Source organism: Mycobacterium sp. OTB74 (genome assembly GCF_029892685.1).
Classification (GTDB): Bacteria; Actinomycetota; Actinomycetes; order Mycobacteriales; family Mycobacteriaceae; genus Mycobacterium.
Genome location: NZ_JARXVD010000003.1, coordinates 269985 through 288419, shown reverse-complemented (window position 1 = coordinate 288419; position 18435 = coordinate 269985). Strand labels below are relative to the sequence as shown.

The window sequence follows — 18435 nt, the reverse complement described above, 5'->3', positions numbered from 1 at the left end:
TCCTGGCGTTAGTCGGAGTCTTGGTCGATGCCGGTCAGCATCAACTCGGAGACCCGGCGTGGAAACTCGGTGAAGTTGGCCATGGCCGCGATGCGCTTGGGCAGGATGACGTGCTTGCGGTTGCGCTCGATGGCATCGGCGATGGCCTCGGCGACCACGTGGGGCTCGAGCGCCTCCGGCGGCAGCATGCCCCATTTGAGCGACCGTTCGATGGTCCGGCGGGCCGGGCCGAATTCCCGGATGTGGTCGATCATGTCGGTCTTGACCTCACCGATCTGCACCAGCGTGGTGTTGACCGGCTTGCCGCGCAGTTCAGAGCGGATGCCGGCAGTGAAGTGGCTCAGCCCAGCCTTGGAGGCACCGTAGAGAGTGACGCCCGGCCCCGTGGAGATGGCACCCATCGAGGACACGTTGACGATGTGCCCGCGACCGCGCTGCAGCAGCCGCGGCATCATCTGGCGGCACAGCTCCATCGGCGCAATCAGGTTGACCTGCAACAGGTCTCGCACCTCTTGGGCAGAGGCCTCGTAGAACCGGCCCACCCGGTCGACGCCCGCGTTGTTGATGATCACGTCGATGGGGCCGTCGGCCTCGACACGGTCCACCAATCCTTCGACGGCCACCGAATCCATCAGGTCTGTCGGATATGCCTTGCCGTCGAGGTCTTTGGCCAGCACTTCCAGCTGGTCACCGTTACGGGCCACCAGCGCAACCTGAGCGCCGCGCCGAGCTACCGACTCGGCGATGCTCTTGCCCAGGCCACGGCTGGCGCCGGTGACCAGGACCCGGCTGTTCCTCAGTTGCATTTCAGTACTCCGTTCAGGATTTCGCAGACATCGTCGGTGGCGTGCCGGGCGATCGGCAGGTGGTCAGACAGGTTGAAGAACCCGTGAAACATGTTGTCGTAGTTGGTGATCGTCACCGGGACACCGGCGTCGCGCAGCAGCTCGGCGTACCGCTCTTCTTCGGCACGTAGCGGGTCTTTCTCGCCGGTGACGATGTGCGCCGGCGGCAGTCCGGTGACGTCGCCGAGGATCGGAGACGCCAGCACGTCGCTGCGGTCGCAATCGGAACCTAGGTACTGCTGGGTGAACCAGCGCATGTGATCGCCGCTTAGCGCACTACCGGATTTCGAATACTCACTGCTGGCAGAAGACTTGCGGCGCTGATCGAGCACCGGGTAGATGAGCAGCTGGAATGCGATCGCCGGGGCGCCCTGATCACGCGCCATCATCGCCACCACCGCGGCCAGGTTTCCACCGGCACTGTCACCCGCCACCACCAAGCGCTGCGGGTCAACTCCGAGATCGGCGGCATGCTGGGAAACCCACTGCACCGCAGCCCAGGCGTCATCGACCGCAGCCGGGAAGGGGTTCTCCGGGGCCAGCCGATAGTCCACCGAAACCACAACGGCACCGATGCCATTGGATAGACGTCGGCAGCACGAATCGTGAGAATCCAAGTCGCACAGCACAAATCCGCCGCCATGGAAGTACACCAGCACCGGCAGCGGGCCTTCGGCTGCGCCGAGCGGCCGGTAGATGCGCACCGGGATCGTCTGCAGCCCCTCAGGACCGTCGATCCGCTGGTCGACGACGCCGGCCACCTCGACCGGCTTGGCCGGCTTGCGGCTGGCCTTCAGGCTGGCCCGCACGTCAGCGGCAGTGCCGGTGCCGTCGGCGATCGACGCGAAAGCCGCAGCCATCCGGTCGGCGGTTTCGACTCCTGCGCTTGTCATGGCTCGAAGGCTACGGCGAGACACACAGATCGGTCATCAGCAAGTCCCGATGACTGAGACAGCTTGTTCAATTCATCACACGAAACGAGTACAAGTGAGCCATGCGACGTTTATCAGGCGAGGACAACAGCTTCCTGGCATGGGAAAGCGACGTCCAGCCGCAGCAGACCATCAAGGCCGCAGTGCTGGACCCGGCGCAGGGTCACGTACCGCTGACCTTCGAGGCAGTGCGTGCCGCGGTGCCGGGCCTGGTCGACCGGGTGGAACCGCTGCAGTGGCAGTTGATGTCGCCGCGCGTCGGCGCAGGTCGGCCGTGGTGGATCACCCGGACCCGGGGCGACCTGGACTATCACGTCCGCCGCACCACTGCGGCGGCGCCCGGCGGCAGTCCCGAACTGGGTGCGGCCATCGCCCAACTCTTTGAGGAGCCGCTGGACCGCAACCGGCCGCTGTGGCAGCTCTGGTACATCGACGGCCTGGCAGACGGCCGGATTGCCCTGGTGCTCAAGCTGCATCACGCGCTGGCCGACGGCGTGGCCTCGAAGCACCTGCTCGAGCTGTTCTACAGCTCAGATCCGTCGGCAACGTTGCCGGAGCCGTCGCGGCAGCCAGCGCCCGACGAACACCGTCCCGCATCCCCGGTGTGGTTCAGCATGGTGGCCCGCAGCCAGACCAGGGCACTGCTCCGGTTCCCCGGCATCGTCGCCCGCACCGCCAAGGTCACCGGCACCATCCGCCGCCGGCAGAAGGCCGGCAAACCTGGCTACGCCGCGGCCTTCATCCCACCGGCCCTGCCGTTCAACGACCCGCTGAGCGCCCGACGAGGATTCGCCTACCGCGGCTGCGATATGGAGCAGATCAAGCAGGTGTCCAAGGCCTTCGAGGTCAGCCTCAACGACGTCTTCCTGGCCTTGTGCAGCACCGTGCTGCGGGAATATCAGGCATCACGCGGCGCCGTCAGCGACGACCCCATGACCGCGGTGGTTCCGGTGTCGATGCGCCCCGAAGACGGTGACCCGTGGGGCAACAAGGTGGCCCGATGGAACGTCGAACTCGCCACCCAGATCGCCGACCCGGTGGACCGCCTGCGTGCCATCGCATCGGCCACCAAGACGGCGCGCGAGGTGCAGGGCGAGCGCGACGCCTGGCTGCAGCACGACTGGATGGAGTACTGGCCGCTGTTCAAGTTCTATTCGCGGGGTCTGCCGATCATCGGGGCCAAGCTCAAGAAGCGGCCGATGTTCAGCATGATCGCCTCGAACATGCGCGGACCGCAGCGCCTGTACTTCGGCGGCGCGCCGGTCGAGCAACTGATCTCCACCGGGCCGCTGGTGTTCCCGATGGGGCTGAACATGACCGGATGGAGCTACGAGGGGCAGATGCAGATCTGCGTGCTGAGCTGCACCGACCAGCTCCCTGATCCGCAAGCTATCGCCGATAGGCTGCCCGTCGCGCTGGCCGAGTTGGTGGCGCGCTGTAGATCGGCCTCCGATTCGGTTGACCCCGTCACCAGCTGACCTCTAACGCACAACGCCGGCCGTTCTCGAAAGGACGGCCGGCGTTTTCGTGTTCCTCAGCGAGTGTGTGGGCTACGCACTGGATCTGCCCCAAAGAGGCGTGCATAGCCCACACAGTCGCGGCGCCAGAAAAGGCTTAGGCCCCGGCTTCGGCCTGCTCGCGCTTGATCTCCAGCGCAATGTCGATCAGCTGGTCCTCCTGGCCACCGATCAGCTTGCGCTGTCCGGCCCGGTGCAGCAGCTGGTGCGCCGGCACGCCGTAACGCTCGGACTGACGCACCGCGTGCTTGAGGAAGCTCGAGTACACACCCGAGTAGCCCATGATCAGCGCGTTGCGATCCAGCAGGCACTCGGCCGGCATAGCCGGGGCAACAACCTCTTCGGCCGCATCGGCGATGTCGAAGAAGTCGATGCCGGTCTTGACGCCGATCTTGTCGAACACGCCGATGAGCGCCTCGACCGGCGCGTTGCCCGCACCGGCGCCGAACCGGCGGCAAGAGCCGTCGATCTGCTTGGCACCCGCGCGCACGGCCTCGACCGAGTTCGCCACGCCCAGACCCAGGTTCTCGTGACCGTGGAAACCGACCTGCGCGTCGTTGCCGAGTTCGGCGACCAGTGCGGCCACCCGATCAGCAACGCCGTCGAGCACCAGGGCACCCGCGGAGTCGACGACGTACACGCACTGGCATCCGGCATCAGCCATGATGCGGGCCTGTTCGGCCAGCTTCTCCGGGGAGATGGTGTGGCTCATCATCAGGAAGCCCACGGTCTCCAGGCCGAGTTCCCGGGCAAAACCGAAGTGCTGGATCGAGACGTCAGCCTCGGTGCAGTGGGTGGCGATGCGGCAGATGGAACCGCCGTTACCCTGCGCGATCCGGATGTCCTCCTTGGTGCCCACACCCGGCAGCATCAGGAAGGCGATCTTGGCGTTCTTCGCGGTCTCGGCCGCAATGGTGATCAGCTCCTGCTCCGGGGTCTTGGAGAACCCGTAGTTGAAGCTGGATCCACCCAGGCCGTCGCCGTGGGTCACCTCGATGACCGGCACACCCGCGTTGTCCAGCGCGCCGACGATGGCGCGCACCTCGTCACCGGTGAACTGATGACGCTTGTGGTGTGAACCATCACGCAGCGAGGTGTCCGTCATCCGGACGTCCCAGGCGGCGTCGAAGAAGATATCTCCTGGTTGAAGTGCGGTGCTCATGCCTTAACTCCTGATGTGACGAGGCGATCCCTCGCAATTTCTTCGCCCACCTTGGTGGCCGCGGCGGTCATGATGTCCAGGTTTCCAGCGTAGGGCGGCAGATAGTCGCCCGCACCTTCCACCTCGACGAAGATGGTGACGACGTGATTGCCGCCGTTGACCACCGACGGCTCGTCGAACTGCGGCTCGTTGAGCAGCCGGTAGCCGGGCACATAGGTCTGCACGTCAGCGGCCACATCCTTGATGGACTGCGTGATGGCGTCGCGGTCGGCATCCGCCGGGATGGCGCAGAAAATGGTGTCGCGCATGATCATCGGCGGATCGGCCGGGTTCAGGATGATGATGGCCTTGCCGCTCTTGGCTCCACCGATATCGCGCACACCGGCGCTGGTGGTCTTGGTGAACTCGTCGATGTTGGCCCGGGTGCCCGGACCAGCCGAGGCCGACGATACCGACGCCACGATCTCGGCGTAGGGCACATTCACGACGCGCGACACCGCGTAAACCATCGGAATGGTGGCCTGGCCACCGCAGGTGACCATGTTGACGTTCGGCGCATCCAGGTGCGCACGCAGGTTGGCCGGCGGGATGACACCCGGGCCGACGGCGGCCGGGGTCAGGTCGATGGCCCGGATGCCGGCTTCCTCGTAGCGCGGGGCGGCGGCCCGGTGCACGTAAGCGCTGGTGGCTTCGAACACCAAGTCGGGCTTCTCGCTCTGAGCAAGCAGCCAGTCGACACCCTCATGGCTGGTTTCCAGCCCCAGCTTGCGGGCCCGGGCCAGGCCCTCGCTCTCGGGATCGATGCCGATCATCCAGCGGGGTTCCAGCCAATCCGACCGCAGCAGCTTGTACAGCAGGTCGGTGCTGATGTTGCCGGAACCGACGATGGCGACACTGGCTTTGGACATGAACGCTCCTCTTTAAGAAACTTTTGGGGTCTACTCGAAAGACAGGTGGACTGAACCTAGTCCGGCGAACTCGGCTACGAAATCGTCACCGGGACGTGCATCTATCGCACGCATGCAGGCACCGGGCAACACCACGTCACCGGCCTTGAGGCGCACGCCGAACTGGTCGACCTTGCGGGCCAGCCAGGCCACCGCGGTGACCGGGTTGCCCAGCACCGCGTCGCTGCGGCCCTCGGCGATCTTTTCACCGCCACGCTTGAGCACCGCGTCGATGTTGCAGATGTCCAGGTCCTTCGGCGACACCCGCTCCTTGCCCAGCACCCAACCCGCCGAGGAGGCGTTATCGGCGATTGTGTCGCACAACTTGATCTTCCAATCGGTGATCCGGGTGTCGATCAGCTCGATCGACGGCACATACGCGGCGGTCGCGGCCAACACGTCGTCCTCGGTGCAGCCCGCCCCGGGCAGGTCGTCGGCCAGGATGAAGCCGACCTCGACCTCCACCCGCGGGTACAGGTACTTGGACGTCTGCACCGGTACGTCTTCGAACACTTCCATGTCGGCCAGCAGGTGCCCGTAGTCGGGTTCATCCACGCCCATCATTTTTTGCATGGCTTCGCTGGACAAACCAACCTTGTGTCCCGCCACGTGGGCACCTTCGGCCAGACGCTGGCGAATGTTGATCAGCTGAACCTCGTACGCATCGACCACGTCCATGTCCGGGTACTCGTCGGTCATCGGGGTAATCGGCACCCGGCTCCGCTCGGCCTGAGCCAAGGCGGCAGCCAGTTCGGCACGCACAGCATCAGACAGCATTCGTGAATTCCCCTAACTTCATGGACCGGCGCAGTTGTCCACAGGCCGGGCAATTCTATAACGTGTTCTACATGACAGGACAGGAGTACGACGTTGTCGTCGTCGGTAGCGGAGCGGCCGGCATGGTTGCCGCCCTCACCGCTGCCCATCAGGGACTTTCGACAGTAGTCGTTGAAAAGGCACCGCACTATGGAGGTTCCACTGCGCGGTCAGGTGGCGGCGTGTGGATCCCGAACAATGAGATCCTCAAGCGTGACGGGGTCACCGACACCCCCGAGGCGGCACGCACCTACCTGCACAACATCGTCGGCGATGTGGTGCCCGCCGAGAGGATCGACACCTACCTTCAGCACGGGCCGGAGATGCTGTCGTTCGTCCTGAAGAACTCACCCCTGAAGCTCTGCTGGGTGCCCAACTACTCCGACTACTACCCAGAGGTCGAGGGTGGCCGGGCCGGCGGACGGTCTGTCGAACCCAAGCCTTTCGACGCCAAGAAGCTGGGCGCCGACATGGAAGGCCTGGAGCCGCCATACGGCAAGGTGCCGCTGAACATGGTTGTGATGCAACAGGACTACGTGCGCCTGAACCAGCTCAAGCGGCATCCTCGCGGTGTTCTGCGCAGCATCAAGGTCGGTGTGCGCTCTGTGTGGGCCAACGCCACCGGCAAGAATCTGGTCGGCATGGGCCGCGCGTTGATCGCCCCGCTGCGCATCGGCCTGCAGAAGGCCGGCGTCCCGGTCGAATTGAACACCGCGCTGACCGACCTCTACATCGAGGACGGCGTCGTTCGTGGCATCTATGTCCGTAAGACCGATGCGCCGGAAAGCACTGAGCCACAACTGATCCGGGCCCGAAAGGCGGTCATCCTCGGTAGCGGCGGGTTCGAGCACAACCAGGAGATGCGCACCAAATACCAGCGCCAGCCCATCACCACCGAGTGGACTGTCGGTACCAAGGCCAACACCGGTGACGGCATCCTGGCCGCCGAAAAGCTCGGCGCGGCCATGGACATCATGGAAGACGCATGGTGGGGCCCGACGGTTCCGCTGGTCGACTCCCCGTGGTTCGCACTGTCCGAGCGCAACTCCCCCGGTTCCATCATCGTGAACATGGCCGGCAAGCGGTTCATGAACGAGTCGATGCCCTACGTCGAGGCCTGCCACCACATGTACGGCGGCAAGTACGGCCAGGGCGACGGTCCGGGCGAGAACGTGCCGGCGTGGCTGCTCTTCGACCAGCAATACCGCGACCGTTTCATCTTCGCGGGTCTGCAACCGGGACAACGCATTCCGAAGAAGTGGATGGAGTCCGGCGTCATCGTCAAGGCCGACACCATCGAGGAGCTTGCCGCCACGGCCAACCTGCCGGTCGACGCGCTCAAGGCCACCATCGAGCGGTTCAACGGCTTCGCCCGCAGCGGCGTGGACCAGGACTTCCACCGCGGTGAGAGTGCCTACGACCGGTACTACGGCGACCCGACCAACAAGCCCAACCCGAACCTGGGCGAGATCAGCCACGCGCCGTACTACGCGGCCAAGATGGTTCCCGGCGACTTGGGCACCAAGGGTGGCATCGTGACCGATGTCCACGGGCGCGCTCTGCGCGAGGACGGTTCGGTGATCGAAGGCCTCTACGCGTCGGGCAACGTCAGTGCTCCGGTCATGGGCCACACCTACCCGGGCCCCGGCGGGACCATCGGCCCCGCCATGACCTTCGGTTACCTTGCGGCACTGCACATCGCCGGATCACAGGCAGGAAAGGGCTGACATGCCGATCAATCTCGACGAGGCGATTGGCGCCGAGCTCGACCCGGTCGAATTCTCTTGGACCAGTAGCGATATCCAGCTCTACCACCTGGGCCTGGGCGCCGGCGCCGACCCGATGGACGCCAAGGAACTGCGCTACCTGATCGACAACACCCCGCAGGTGCTGCCGACCTTCGGCAATGTGGCGCAGAGCTTCCACATGACCGAGCCGCCGACCGTGCAGTTCCCGGGCATCGACGTCGAGCTGAGCAAGGTGCTGCACGCCAGCGAGGCGGTCTACGTCGACGCGCCCATCCCGGCGTCGGGCACTGGACGCGCCGTCACCAAGTTCACCGAGATCTGGGACAAGGGCAAGGCCGCAGTCATCTGGTCGGAGACCACGGTGACCACCCCGGACGGCGCGCCGCTGTGGAAACAGAAGCGCTCCATCTTCGCGCGGGGAGAAGGCGGCTTCGGCGGCGACCGTGGCCAGTCGACCTCTACTGCCGAGCCGGACCGGGCGCCCGACCTGACCATCGATCTGCCGACACTCCCCCAGCAGGCGCTGTTGTACCGGCTGTGCGGTGACCGCAATCCGCTGCACTCCGACCCCGGATTCGCCGCAGCCGCGGGCTTCCCGAAGCCGATCCTGCACGGGTTGTGCACCTACGGCATCGGCTGCAAGGCCATCGTCGACCACATCCTGGACGGTGACACCAGCCGCGTCCGGTCCTACGGCGCCCGGTTTGCGGGCGTGGTGTTCCCGGGCGAGACGTTGCGGGCAAACCTGTGGCGGGACGGCGACAAGATCACGGGCGTGCTGACCGTACCGAGCCGCGACAATAGCATCGTATTGTCTGGCGTGGAGCTAACCGCGTCCTGACCTTCACTGCTGAACCGGGAACATGACCCCGTTCTCGCCGCGGCCCTGCCAATCGGGCAAACGCGGCGCGTAATCCGCTGTACCCCGGCAATTTCGGTTGCCGGGGTACACATCCACAGCGGACTCATAACCTGCTAGTTTTCGTAGCAGTCAGTAACGACTCGATTACGTCTGACCACCCTATCTGTCGGGGGAAGCCGCCCGCGGACGACTTTAGGAGCCAACACCGTGAAGATCACGACAATCACCACCTCTGCCATCGCGGCAGCCGGCGCAGTCGGTGTGCTCGGCGCGCCGCTGGCGTTTGCCGACGCGCAGAACGCCGACGTAAACAAGACCAGCATCGGCCAGCAAGTCAAGCTGGTTAACGGTGACAGCGTGCAGGGCTGGACCATCGCCGGATTGAAGCCGAGCACCGACGTTATCGATTACACCCCGAACGGCACCTTGTGGGAGGCCACCGCCACCGACGAGGCCATCCAGGGCGGCGCAACGCCGGTGGTCTCCAACTTCAACGCTCGCACCTCCGAGGGGCAGAACTACCGCGTGCTGTTCGGTATCGCGAGCCCGCAGGGCGTGAACCCCGCTAGCCTGTCCCAGGGCCAGAAGACCACCGGCAAGATCTACTTCGACGTCACCGGCCCGGCGCCTGAGTCCGTCGTGTTCGCCAACAGCGGCCAGGACCTGCTCAAGTGGCACGGCGCCGAGGCTGCCCAGGGTGCCCCCGCGCCGGCATCCGCTCCCGCTCGTAACGCTGCACCGGCCGCTGCTCCGGCTCCGGCCGCAGCGCCCACCCCCGCCCCGGCCGCCGCTGCCGCCGGCGCGTCCACCACGCCTCCGGCTGTCGCAGCCGGCCTCGGCAATGCAGTGCCCACCGGAACCCCCGGCGCCGCCGTTCCGGCAAGCGGCCAGCAGCCCGTAGCCGGCCAGCCCGCCACCGTCCCGGCTGCCGGCCCGACCCCGGCTCCTGCAGGCGCTCCGGTTCCCGCTGGCACTCAGCCTGTCGAGGGTGCTCCGGCTCCCGCTGCCGGCGCTCCTGCTCCTGCAGCCGTGCCGACCGCCTCGGAGGCGAGCCCGGGTGCCGCTGCCGCCGCCGGTGGCGCTGCTCCGCAGGCTCCGGCTGCTGCACCTCAGGCTCCGGCTGCTCCGCAGGCTCCCGCGGCTCCGGTAGCTCCTGCCGCCCCGCAGGCTCCGGCAGCTGCCGCCGCTCCCGGTACCCAGCCCGCGTCCAATACGCAGGCCGGCCCGGCAACCGCGGCTCCAGCCGGAAACGCTGCTCCGGTCGCCCCGGCGCCGGCTTCCTAACGGCTCAGTCAACAAAGAACGGGGGCCGGTCGCAATCTGCGACCGGCCCCAGTTCTTTTGTGTTGCTTGCCCTTTGAAACTTTTACATGTCCCGCGCGGCGTTCCCACCGCCGTGGCGCGGCGGGGTGACCGGGGCCACCGGCGGCGGACTGGCATTGGATGAGCCGGGGCCCGGGCCGGCCAGCGGCGGTGCCGAATGGGTCGGCGCCGACGGACCGGCCGCGGCGTGCTGCGCGTCGCGGGCATCCTGCCTGACCTCACGCCGGTCCTGCTGCTGCTGGCGATTGTCCTGTTGTTGTTGGCGGGTGTCCTGCTGCTGCTGACGGTCGTTCTGCTGGTTCTCGCGCTGATCCTGCTGGGCCTGACGCTGCTCGGGTGTCATCGGCCCACCGGGACCGCCGGGTTGGCCAGGCTGGCCAGAATCAGGCTCGCCGCCGGGTGCGCCCTCACCACCGCCGCCCTTACCCATGGCCTGCTGGATCATCGAGCCGAACTGGCCCACTTGGCCCAGACCCTGACTCATCTGACCCGCCTGGCCGGCCATCTGGCCTGCCTGCTGGCCCATCTGCCCGAGCTGGCCGAGCATCTGACCCATCTGTCCGACCGACTGGCCACCGGCGTCATCGGAGTTGGTATACGCGGACTGCGCGGCGTCAACTTTGCCGGAGAACATGCCTTCTTTGGCCTGCAGCGCAACAACATTGGCGGTCATGTCAGCTGCCATGGTCGGCAATACCGCGGCGATGGTCGCGCTCATCGCGTCCTCACCGGGCTGGATCATCGGCATATCGGGCAGTTCTACGGACGCCGGAGACCAACTGATGTTGTCGGGCGTCTGCATGGGCGACATACTCATCGCGCTAAATTCCCTTCACTCACCAGTCGTCGTCGGTGTCTTCGTCATAAGAGCCGTGGTCCAGCGCATCAGGCACGGCCAGCGCACTGATACGGCCACCGCCACCCTCACTGCCTCGCTGTCCCATCCCGCCCATGGCACCCATGACGCCCATGCCTGCGGCGGCAGTTACCGGGGCTGCGCCTGCGGCAATCGAACCTTGCGCCACACCCGCGGGCACCGCGGTGGCAGCAGGGCCGGCACCAACCATCTTGGCCAACAAGGGCGTCTGCGCTGATGCGGCGCTGACCTCGCCCCCGCCACCGGGCATGCCGCCCTTCATCAGCCCCGCGCCTTTTGCCGCGCCGGACCCGCCGGCCAACGGATGGTTGGAAAACGCATTGAACGGCGAGGCACCAAGTCCGGCCTTGCTCTGGCCGCCGCCCTGGAACAGCGACGTCAGCTGTTGCAGCGGTTGTGACAGCTGCTGCAACGGCTGCATCATCTGCTGCGGCAGCTGGCCCAGCATCTGCGGCACCTGCCCAGCCATCTGCATCATCTGGCCCATCATCTGGCCCATTTGGTCGCCGCCTTTGGAAGCCGACTTCGCCGTCTTCTCCGCCGTCTGGGCCACCTGCGGCGGCACGCCGGGCATCGGAATACTCGGCGGCGCCCCGACTGCATTCGCGACCTCGGTTGCGCTGGCCGTCACCGCGGCGGTGTTCTCCGACAGACCCATCTTGATCCGGCTCTGGATCAACTCCTGCACATTGGGAAAAGGCGCCGCCGACAACGCCATGCACTCCTGCTGGACTTCCTCGGCAGTGGCATTGACCAGGTTCTTCGTCTTGATCACAGAGGCCACCATGGTCTGCAGCTTGGCCGCGATAGCCGCAGCCTGCGCGCCGTTGGCCTCATGTCCGCCGATGATGGTGCCGGCCTCGCCCGCGGCCGCCGACGAGCCGGCGCCGGTCCACTGGTCGGTCAGGCTCATCAACTGGCTGTGCTGCCGTGGCACCACGGAACCGGTGATCTTGGTGGCCAATTTTTGATAGTGCGCAGCCGCCTCTTGAAGCTGCTCTTCTTCGACGTTCGGCCACCCCGGCCCCGTCACCGTCTGCGATCCGTACGGACTGCTGTCCGGCTGAATCCCCATAAACACGGCCCCCTTCCGCACACATACCGCGCCGATTTGAGCCTACCGCCCGCAGCTAACGCTCCCGACGCGAATCTCCCCGAGCGCCGAGCAGGCATAAAAGTGCCCCAAACCAAGCGGTTTGGGGCACTTTGCAGTCGCTGGCCGAAGAAACTCAGCCCAGGATCAGCCCCGACGTCGGCACACCGGTACCCGCGGTGACCAACACGTGCTCGACGTTCGACACCTGGTTGACCGACGTACCGCGCAGCTGTCGCACGCCCTCGGCAATGCCGTTCATGCCGTGGATGTAGGCCTCACCGAGCTGGCCGCCGTGCGTGTTGATCGGCAACCGGCCACCCAGCTCGATAGCGCCGCCGGCGATAAAGTCCTTGGCCTCACCCTTGCCGCAGAAGCCAAGCTCCTCAAGCTGCAGCAGCGTGTACGGGGTGAAGTGGTCGTAGATGACCGCGGTCTGAATGTCGTTCGGCGTCAGTCCGCTTTGCCCCCACAACTGCCGACCGACCAGACCCATCTCGGGCAGGCCGAGCTCGTCGCGGTAGTACGAGTACATGGTGAACTGGTCCTCGCCGGCGGCCTGCGCGGCCGCTTCGACGATCACCGGCCGCTGCTTGAGATCCTTGGCCCGCTCCGGTGTGGTCACGACGATGGCCACGCCACCGTCGGTCTCCTGGCAGCAGTCCAGCAGGCGCAGCGGATCTGCGATGAACCGCGAATTCTGGTGCTCCTCAATGGTGATCGGCTTGCCGTAGAAGTGCGCCTTCGGGTTGGTGGCCGCATGCTTGCGGTCGGCCACCGACACCACGCCAAAATCAGCACTGGTGGCGCCGTATTCGTGCATGTAGCGCTGAGCGATCATGGCCACCGAGGCGGCCGGAGTGCTCAGCCCGTGCGGATAGGACCAGCTGTACTCGACGCCGCGGGAGTCTGCGTTGACGGTCAGCCCTGTCATCACCTGGCCGAAGCGGTGCTCCGAACGCTCATTAAATGCTCTGTAAGCCACCACAACTTCCGCGATGCCAGTGGCCACCGCGAGCACCGCCTGCTGCACCGTAGCGGCCGCGGCCCCGCCGCCGTAGCCGATCTGGCTGAAGAACTTGAGCTCGCCGATCCCGGTCGACCGGGCCACCGCGGTCTCCAGGTTGGAGTCCATGGTGAAAGTCACCAAACCGTCAACGTCCTTGGGCGACAAGCCCGCATCGTTCAACGCATCGGTAACTGCCTCGGCGGCCAGCCGCAATTCACTGCGGCCGGAATTCTTCGAGAAGTCGGTCGCACCGATACCGGCGATGACCGCCTTACCGGAGATGCTCACTGCGCGCCTCCCAAAGTCAGGGTCGAGGTGGCGATGACGTGATCGCCAAGGCTGTTGCTGCCCACCACTTTCAGGGTCACCAACTCACCGTCGACAGCGGTCACCTCACCACGGAACGTGATGGTGTCGTAGGCGTACCAGGGCACACCGAGCCGCAGCTTGATCGACTTGATGACGGCCTTCGGCCCAGCCCAGTCCGTGACGTACCGCCCCACCAGACCGGTGTCGGTCAGGATGTTGACGAAAATATCCTTGGAGCCCTTGGCCTGTGCCTTATCCCGGTCGTGGTGCACGTCCTGGTAATCGCGGGTCGCGATGGCCGTGGAGACGATGAATGTCGGGTCACCGTAGATGGACAAATCGGGCAGCTTGGTGCCCACGGCCGCAGCCGCCCCTGCAGCGACATCAGATTGAGGTGCGGTCACTTGACTGCCTCCCATGCGTACAGGCTCCATGCCGGGCTGACTTCGCTGTCCGGGAAGTCGATAAACGTTGCCTGGACCGGCATTCCGATCTTCACCTCGTCCGGCTCGACGCCGCGCAACTCACCGAGCATCCGCACACCCTCTTCGAGTTCGACGAGAGCAATGATGAACGGCAGGGTACGACCCGGCACCTTCGGCGCGTGGTGCACCACGTAACTGAAGACGGTGCCGTTGCCAGACGCGACGAGATAATCGGAAGGCGCGACCGGCGCTTTGTAGTCCTTCCAGACGGCAGGCACCGGCGGGTGCTGCAGTGAGCCGTCCGGGCGCTTCTGAATCCGCAGTTCGTGCGCATTGACGCCGTCCCAGAAGAACTGGGTGTCCTTCGACGACGCCGGGCGCATCAGCTTGTCCGGATCGAGATCGGCTGGGACCGAACCGGTTTCAGCTGCCGCTTTGCCCTGCTTGTTGGCCGGCAGGAACTTCATGATGCGCCAATCCATGTCGGCGACTTCCTCGTCGCCGACGTGCCAGCGGATCTTCTGGTTGATGAAGTAGCCCTCACCCAGCGCGGTCTGCTTGGGACCGATGATGCTGACGATCTCTGCACTCATGGCAACCTGCTCACCCGCCTGCAGGTAGCGGTGATATGTCTGGTCGCAGTTGGTAGCGACCACACCGACATACCCCGCGTCGTCGAACAACTTCATGGCCCGGCCCAGCGGGTCATCGTCGGAGCGAGTACGTCCGAGACCCATCATGGTCCACACCTGGATCATCGCCGGCGGCGCGACAATGCCGGGATGGCCGGCCGCGCGCGCTGCTTCGGCGTCCACGTATATCGGGTTGGTGTCGCCGATGGCGTCGGTCCAGTGGTGAATCATGGGCTGATTCACCGGATCCCGGCTCACCGTCGGCTTGCCGCGTCCAGCGGCGATGATCTCGTCGATCCCGGCCTTGAGGTCACTCATCGTCAGATCCCCTGTTCTACCGCGGAACCCGTGGCACTTTGAGGCCCGATGCCGCGATCATCTCGCGCATGACCTCATTGACACCGCCACCGAAGGTGATGACCAGGTTGCGCTTGGTCATCTTGTCCAGCCACACCAGCAGTTCGGCGGTGTCGGCATCGGCCGGGTTGCCGAAGCGACCGACAACCTCCTCGGCCAGCCGCCCGATTTCCTGAATGCGTTCGGTGGAAAAGACTTTCGTCGCGGCGGCGTCGGCCACGGCGATGTTCTCGCCGGACGCGGCCACCTGCCAGTTGAGCAGTTCGTTGAGCCGCCAGATCGCCTTGATCTGTCCCAGCAGCCGCTTGGCCTCCGGATTATCCAGCGGGACAACACCATCGGAGCCGGGCTTGGCGGCCCAGGCGTGCAGCTGCTCGTAAATGCCCGCGACGCGGCCGGCCGGACCCAAGCCCACCCGTTCATGGTTGAGCTGGGTGGTGATCAGCTTCCAGCCGCCGTTCTCCTCACCGACCAGCATGTCGGCGGGCACCCGCACGTCGTTGTAGTACGACGCATTGGTGTGGTGGGCACCGTCGGACAGGATGATCGGGGTCCAGGAGTAGCCCGGGTCCTTGGTGTCCACGATGAGGATCGAGATGCCCTTGTGCTTCACCGCCGTCGGGTCGGTGCGGCACGCGAGCCAGATGTAGTCGGCGTCATGTGCGCCGGTGGTCCACATCTTCTGACCGTTCACGATGTATTCGTCACCGTGACGCACTGCGGTGGTGCGCAGCGACGCCAGGTCGGTGCCGGCCTCGGGCTCGGAGTAGCCGATCGCGAAATGCACGTCACCGGAAAGGATTCCGGGCAGGAACTTCTTCTTCTGCTCCTCGGTGCCCAGCAGCTGCAGGGTGGGTCCGACGGTCTGCAGGGTGACCATCGGCAGCGGAACGTCGGCGCGGTTGGCCTCGTTGATGAAGATCTGCTGCTCGATCGGACCGAAGCCCAGGCCGCCGTACTCCTTGGGCCAGCCCACACCGAGCTTGCCGTCGGAGCCCATCCGCTTGATCACCGCGCGATAGGCGGCGTTGTGCCGGTCGGTCTCCATCGCCGCCGCCTCTTCGGGCGTGATCAGCGTCGAAAAGTACTCCCGCAGTTCGGATTGCAGCTTGCGCTGTTCCGGAGTCAGTTCGATGTACATGCTTATTTCCCGTCGCTTCGCTCGCCCAGGACCGCTTTCCCGTCGCTTCGCTCGCCCAGCTCGGCCCCCACCAGGTCCAGACGGTGCGACGGACCACCGAGCAAGCGGGTCAGATCCTTGATCGAAGAGTAGTAGCGGTCCATCGGGTAGGTGATGTCCATACCCATACCGCCATGGAGGTGATGGCACAACCGCATGGCCGGCGGAGCCTGCGAGGTCAGCCAGTAGCCCAGAATGGCCAGATCCTCGGCGGCGTCCAAGTCTTCAGACAGTCGCCACACCACCGAGGTAGCCACCAGATCGATTGTCCGCGAAGCGATGTAGACCTCGGACAGCTGAGCGGCCACGGTCTGGAAGGTGGACAGCGGCTTGCCGAACTGTTCACGGGTCGCGACGTAGTCGGCGGTCAGACGGAGGGCCCCGGCCACCAGACCGGACGCGAAGGCGCCGGTCATGGCCAGCGCCAATTCGTTGACCCGGGTCACGGTCGCACCTGCGAGCACGTCCTCGTCAGCGACCGCGACGTCCGCGAAGGTCACCACGTATTCGTCCGAGCCGTTGGCGGTCGGGGTCTTGGTCACCGTCACACCGGCAGCGGAAGGCGAGACCACGACCACTGCACTATCGGCCGTGACGATCAGGAACTGCGCGCTTTCGGCATATGGCACACCGATTTTGGTGCCGTTGAGCTTGCCGCTGGCAAAGCTGGTGGACGGCTTCTCCGGCAGTTGGTTGCCCTGCTCGTTGAGTGCCGCAGACAGCAGGGCACCCTTGGCGACGCCGGCCAGGTAGCGGTCCTGCTGCGCCTCAGAAGCCAGGTCCAGCAGCGGCACCAGGCCCAGCCCGATGGTAGACAGAGCCGGACCGGTGGTGCCACGGCGACCGATCTCGGTCAGCGCGGTGGCCGCCTCGAGCAGCCCCAGTCCATCGCCACCCAGCCGGTCCGGCACTGCAAGTGCCGCAACGCCGCCGGAAACCAGTGCGTCCCAACTATTTTCCCGTTCCAGCACGGAAGTCACCACATCGGCGACAGCCTGCTGTTCCGGGTTCGGTGTGAAATCCAACCCGAATCCTCCTTGATTCGAACGAAAGTGATGAGCGGTTGGCTCAGGCCTGATTTGCCGACTCGCCGGCGGGAGCCGAAGTGGCCGACGCGCCGGCCTGAACCGGGCACTTACCGGTGTAGTCAACCTGCCAGTGCTTGATCCCGTTGAGCCAGCCCGACTTCAACCGCTCCGGCTCGCCGATCGGCTTCAGGTCAGGCATGTGATCGGCAACCGCGTTGAAGATCAGATTGATGGTCATCCGGGCCAGGTTCGCGCCGATGCAGTAGTGCGCACCGGTGCCGCCGAAACCGACATGCTGGTTCGGCGTCCGCATGATGTCGAAGGTGTTCGGGTTCTCGAACGCGTCTTCGTCGAAGTTGGCCGAGCGGTAGGACATGACCACCCGCTCGCCCTTCTTGATCTTCACGCCGCCGAGTTCGGTGTCCTCCAGCGCGGTGCGCTGGAACGCCGAAACCGGTGTGGCCCAACGGACGATCTCGTCGGCGGCCGATTCCGGACGCTCCCTCTTGTACAGCTCCCACTGCTCGGGGTGCTGCGCGAAGGCGATCATGCCGTGGGTGATCGAGTTACGGGTGGTCTCGTTGCCGGCCACCGCGAGCATCACCACGAAGAAGCCGAACTCGTCGTCGGAGAGCTTCTCGCCCTCGATGTCGGCCTCGATCAGCTGGGTGACGATGTCGTCGGTCGGGTTGGCCTTGCGCTCCTCGGCCATCTTCATGGCGTAGGTGATCAGCTCGAACGACGACATCGCCGGATCGACATCGGCGTACTCGGGGTCCTCGCCGGCGGTCATCTCGTTGGACCAGCGGAAGAGTTTGTCGCGGTCCTCCTGTGGGACACCGAGCAGACCGGCAATGGCCTGCAGCGGCAGCTCGCACGAGACCTGCTCGACGAAGTCACCGGAGCCGGACGCCGCGGCGTTCTCGGCAATCTTCTGGGCCCGCTCGGCCAGCTCGGCCCGCAGCCGTCCGACGGCACGCGGGGTGAAACCGCGGGAGATGATCTTGCGCAGCCGGGTGTGCTGCGGGGCGTCCATGTTGAGCAGCACGGCCTTCTGCAGGTCGACGGCGTCGCGGGTCATTCCCTGGGGCCACACCGGGATGGCGCCGTCGGGCGAACTGCCGAAGATATCGTTGCGCTTGGAGACCTCTTTGACGTCGTCGTACTTGGTGACTATCCAGTAGCCCTTGTCACCGAAGCCACCGGTGCCTCCAGGCACGTCGACCCAGTGCACCGGCTCGGACTTGCGCAGCTCGGCGAGTTCTTCGACCGGCAGGCGCTCCAGGTTGAGGTTGGCGTCCAGCAAGTCGAGGTCGTGGGGGATCGGGCAGGGCATTACATGTCTCCTCGAGAATCGTGAGCCACAGGAACTT

General features: G+C 65.5%; 17 protein-coding genes. 4 read left to right on the top strand and 13 right to left on the bottom strand.

What is annotated here, in order from left to right; all coding sequences use genetic code 11:
- Positions 1 to 8: 8 nt before the first annotated feature.
- Together M2432_RS06920 and M2432_RS06915 are read right to left on the bottom strand one after the other, a co-directional pair.
- A complete protein-coding gene (locus tag M2432_RS06920; RefSeq protein WP_280826015.1) occupies positions 9 to 806 on the bottom strand; it encodes an SDR family NAD(P)-dependent oxidoreductase in 798 nt (265 codons plus the stop codon).
- The gene (locus M2432_RS06915; protein ID WP_280826014.1) at positions 797 to 1738 is read right to left on the bottom strand and encodes an alpha/beta hydrolase; all 942 of its coding nucleotides are present in this window, start codon (positions 1736 to 1738) and stop codon (positions 797 to 799) included. The genes M2432_RS06920 and M2432_RS06915 overlap by 10 nt, the downstream gene beginning before the upstream one ends.
- A gap of 101 nt (positions 1739 to 1839) precedes the next feature.
- On the opposite strand from M2432_RS06915, the gene M2432_RS06910 reads away from it, so the two are divergent.
- On the top strand, positions 1840 to 3255 hold the full coding sequence (locus M2432_RS06910; protein ID WP_280826013.1) for a wax ester/triacylglycerol synthase family O-acyltransferase: 1416 nt from the start codon (positions 1840 to 1842) through the stop codon (positions 3253 to 3255).
- A 136-nt stretch (positions 3256 to 3391) separates the two neighbouring features.
- Here the strand turns inward: M2432_RS06910 and dmpG are convergent, their stop codons facing one another.
- Genes dmpG through M2432_RS06895 form a run of 3 tightly spaced genes read right to left on the bottom strand, consistent with a single transcriptional unit; the run spans position 3392 to position 6180 of the window.
- Positions 3392 to 4456: a 4-hydroxy-2-oxovalerate aldolase gene (gene dmpG, locus M2432_RS06905; RefSeq protein ID WP_280826012.1), complete on the bottom strand. Its 1065-nt coding sequence runs from the start codon at positions 4454 to 4456 to the stop codon at positions 3392 to 3394.
- On the bottom strand, positions 4453 to 5364 hold the full coding sequence (locus M2432_RS06900) for an acetaldehyde dehydrogenase (acetylating) (protein WP_280826011.1): 912 nt from the start codon (positions 5362 to 5364) through the stop codon (positions 4453 to 4455). The genes dmpG and M2432_RS06900 overlap by 4 nt, the downstream gene beginning before the upstream one ends.
- 30 nt (positions 5365 to 5394) lie before the next feature.
- On the bottom strand, positions 5395 to 6180 hold the full coding sequence (locus M2432_RS06895; RefSeq protein ID WP_280826010.1) for a 2-keto-4-pentenoate hydratase: 786 nt from the start codon (positions 6178 to 6180) through the stop codon (positions 5395 to 5397).
- Positions 6181 to 6251: 71 nt separating this feature from the next.
- On the opposite strand from M2432_RS06895, the gene kstD reads away from it, so the two are divergent.
- The 3 genes from kstD to M2432_RS06880 all read left to right on the top strand — a co-directional run bounded on the left by kstD (position 6252) and on the right by M2432_RS06880 (position 10113).
- Complete coding sequence (gene kstD / locus M2432_RS06890) at positions 6252 to 7946, top strand: 3-oxosteroid 1-dehydrogenase (RefSeq protein ID WP_280826009.1); 1695 nt, start codon at positions 6252 to 6254, stop codon at positions 7944 to 7946.
- Position 7947: 1 nt separating this feature from the next.
- Entirely contained in the window at positions 7948 to 8808 is an 861-nt protein-coding gene (locus M2432_RS06885) for a MaoC family dehydratase (RefSeq protein ID WP_280826008.1), read from the top strand.
- Positions 8809 to 9036: 228 nt separating this feature from the next.
- Complete coding sequence (locus M2432_RS06880) at positions 9037 to 10113, top strand: MPT63 family protein (RefSeq protein ID WP_280826007.1); 1077 nt, start codon at positions 9037 to 9039, stop codon at positions 10111 to 10113.
- A gap of 82 nt (positions 10114 to 10195) precedes the next feature.
- On the opposite strand, the gene M2432_RS06875 is transcribed toward M2432_RS06880, so the two are convergent.
- The 8 genes from M2432_RS06875 to M2432_RS06840 all read right to left on the bottom strand — a co-directional run bounded on the left by M2432_RS06875 (position 10196) and on the right by M2432_RS06840 (position 18398).
- Positions 10196 to 10969 carry a hypothetical protein gene (locus M2432_RS06875; RefSeq protein WP_280826006.1) on the bottom strand — a complete coding sequence of 258 codons (774 nt, stop codon included), beginning with the start codon at positions 10967 to 10969 and terminating at the stop codon, positions 10196 to 10198.
- 19 nt (positions 10970 to 10988) lie between these two features.
- Positions 10989 to 12104: a hypothetical protein gene (locus M2432_RS06870; RefSeq protein WP_280826005.1), complete on the bottom strand. Its 1116-nt coding sequence runs from the start codon at positions 12102 to 12104 to the stop codon at positions 10989 to 10991.
- Between the two features lie 154 nt (positions 12105 to 12258).
- Entirely contained in the window at positions 12259 to 13413 is a 1155-nt protein-coding gene (locus M2432_RS06865) for a lipid-transfer protein (RefSeq protein ID WP_280826181.1), read from the bottom strand.
- A gap of 2 nt (positions 13414 to 13415) precedes the next feature.
- Positions 13416 to 13799, bottom strand: a complete 384-nt coding sequence (locus M2432_RS06860) for a MaoC family dehydratase (protein ID WP_280826180.1) — start codon at positions 13797 to 13799, stop codon at positions 13416 to 13418.
- A gap of 41 nt (positions 13800 to 13840) precedes the next feature.
- Positions 13841 to 14815: a bifunctional MaoC family dehydratase N-terminal/OB-fold nucleic acid binding domain-containing protein gene (locus tag M2432_RS06855; protein WP_280826004.1), complete on the bottom strand. Its 975-nt coding sequence runs from the start codon at positions 14813 to 14815 to the stop codon at positions 13841 to 13843.
- A 16-nt stretch (positions 14816 to 14831) separates the two neighbouring features.
- Positions 14832 to 15995, bottom strand: a complete 1164-nt coding sequence (fadE29, locus tag M2432_RS06850) for an acyl-CoA dehydrogenase FadE29 (RefSeq protein ID WP_280826003.1) — start codon at positions 15993 to 15995, stop codon at positions 14832 to 14834.
- A 2-nt stretch (positions 15996 to 15997) separates the two neighbouring features.
- A complete protein-coding gene (locus M2432_RS06845; protein ID WP_280826002.1) occupies positions 15998 to 17059 on the bottom strand; it encodes an acyl-CoA dehydrogenase family protein in 1062 nt (353 codons plus the stop codon).
- A 43-nt stretch (positions 17060 to 17102) separates the two neighbouring features.
- Positions 17103 to 18398: a cytochrome P450 gene (locus tag M2432_RS06840; RefSeq protein WP_280826001.1), complete on the bottom strand. Its 1296-nt coding sequence runs from the start codon at positions 18396 to 18398 to the stop codon at positions 17103 to 17105.
- Positions 18399 to 18435: the final 37 nt, after the last annotated feature.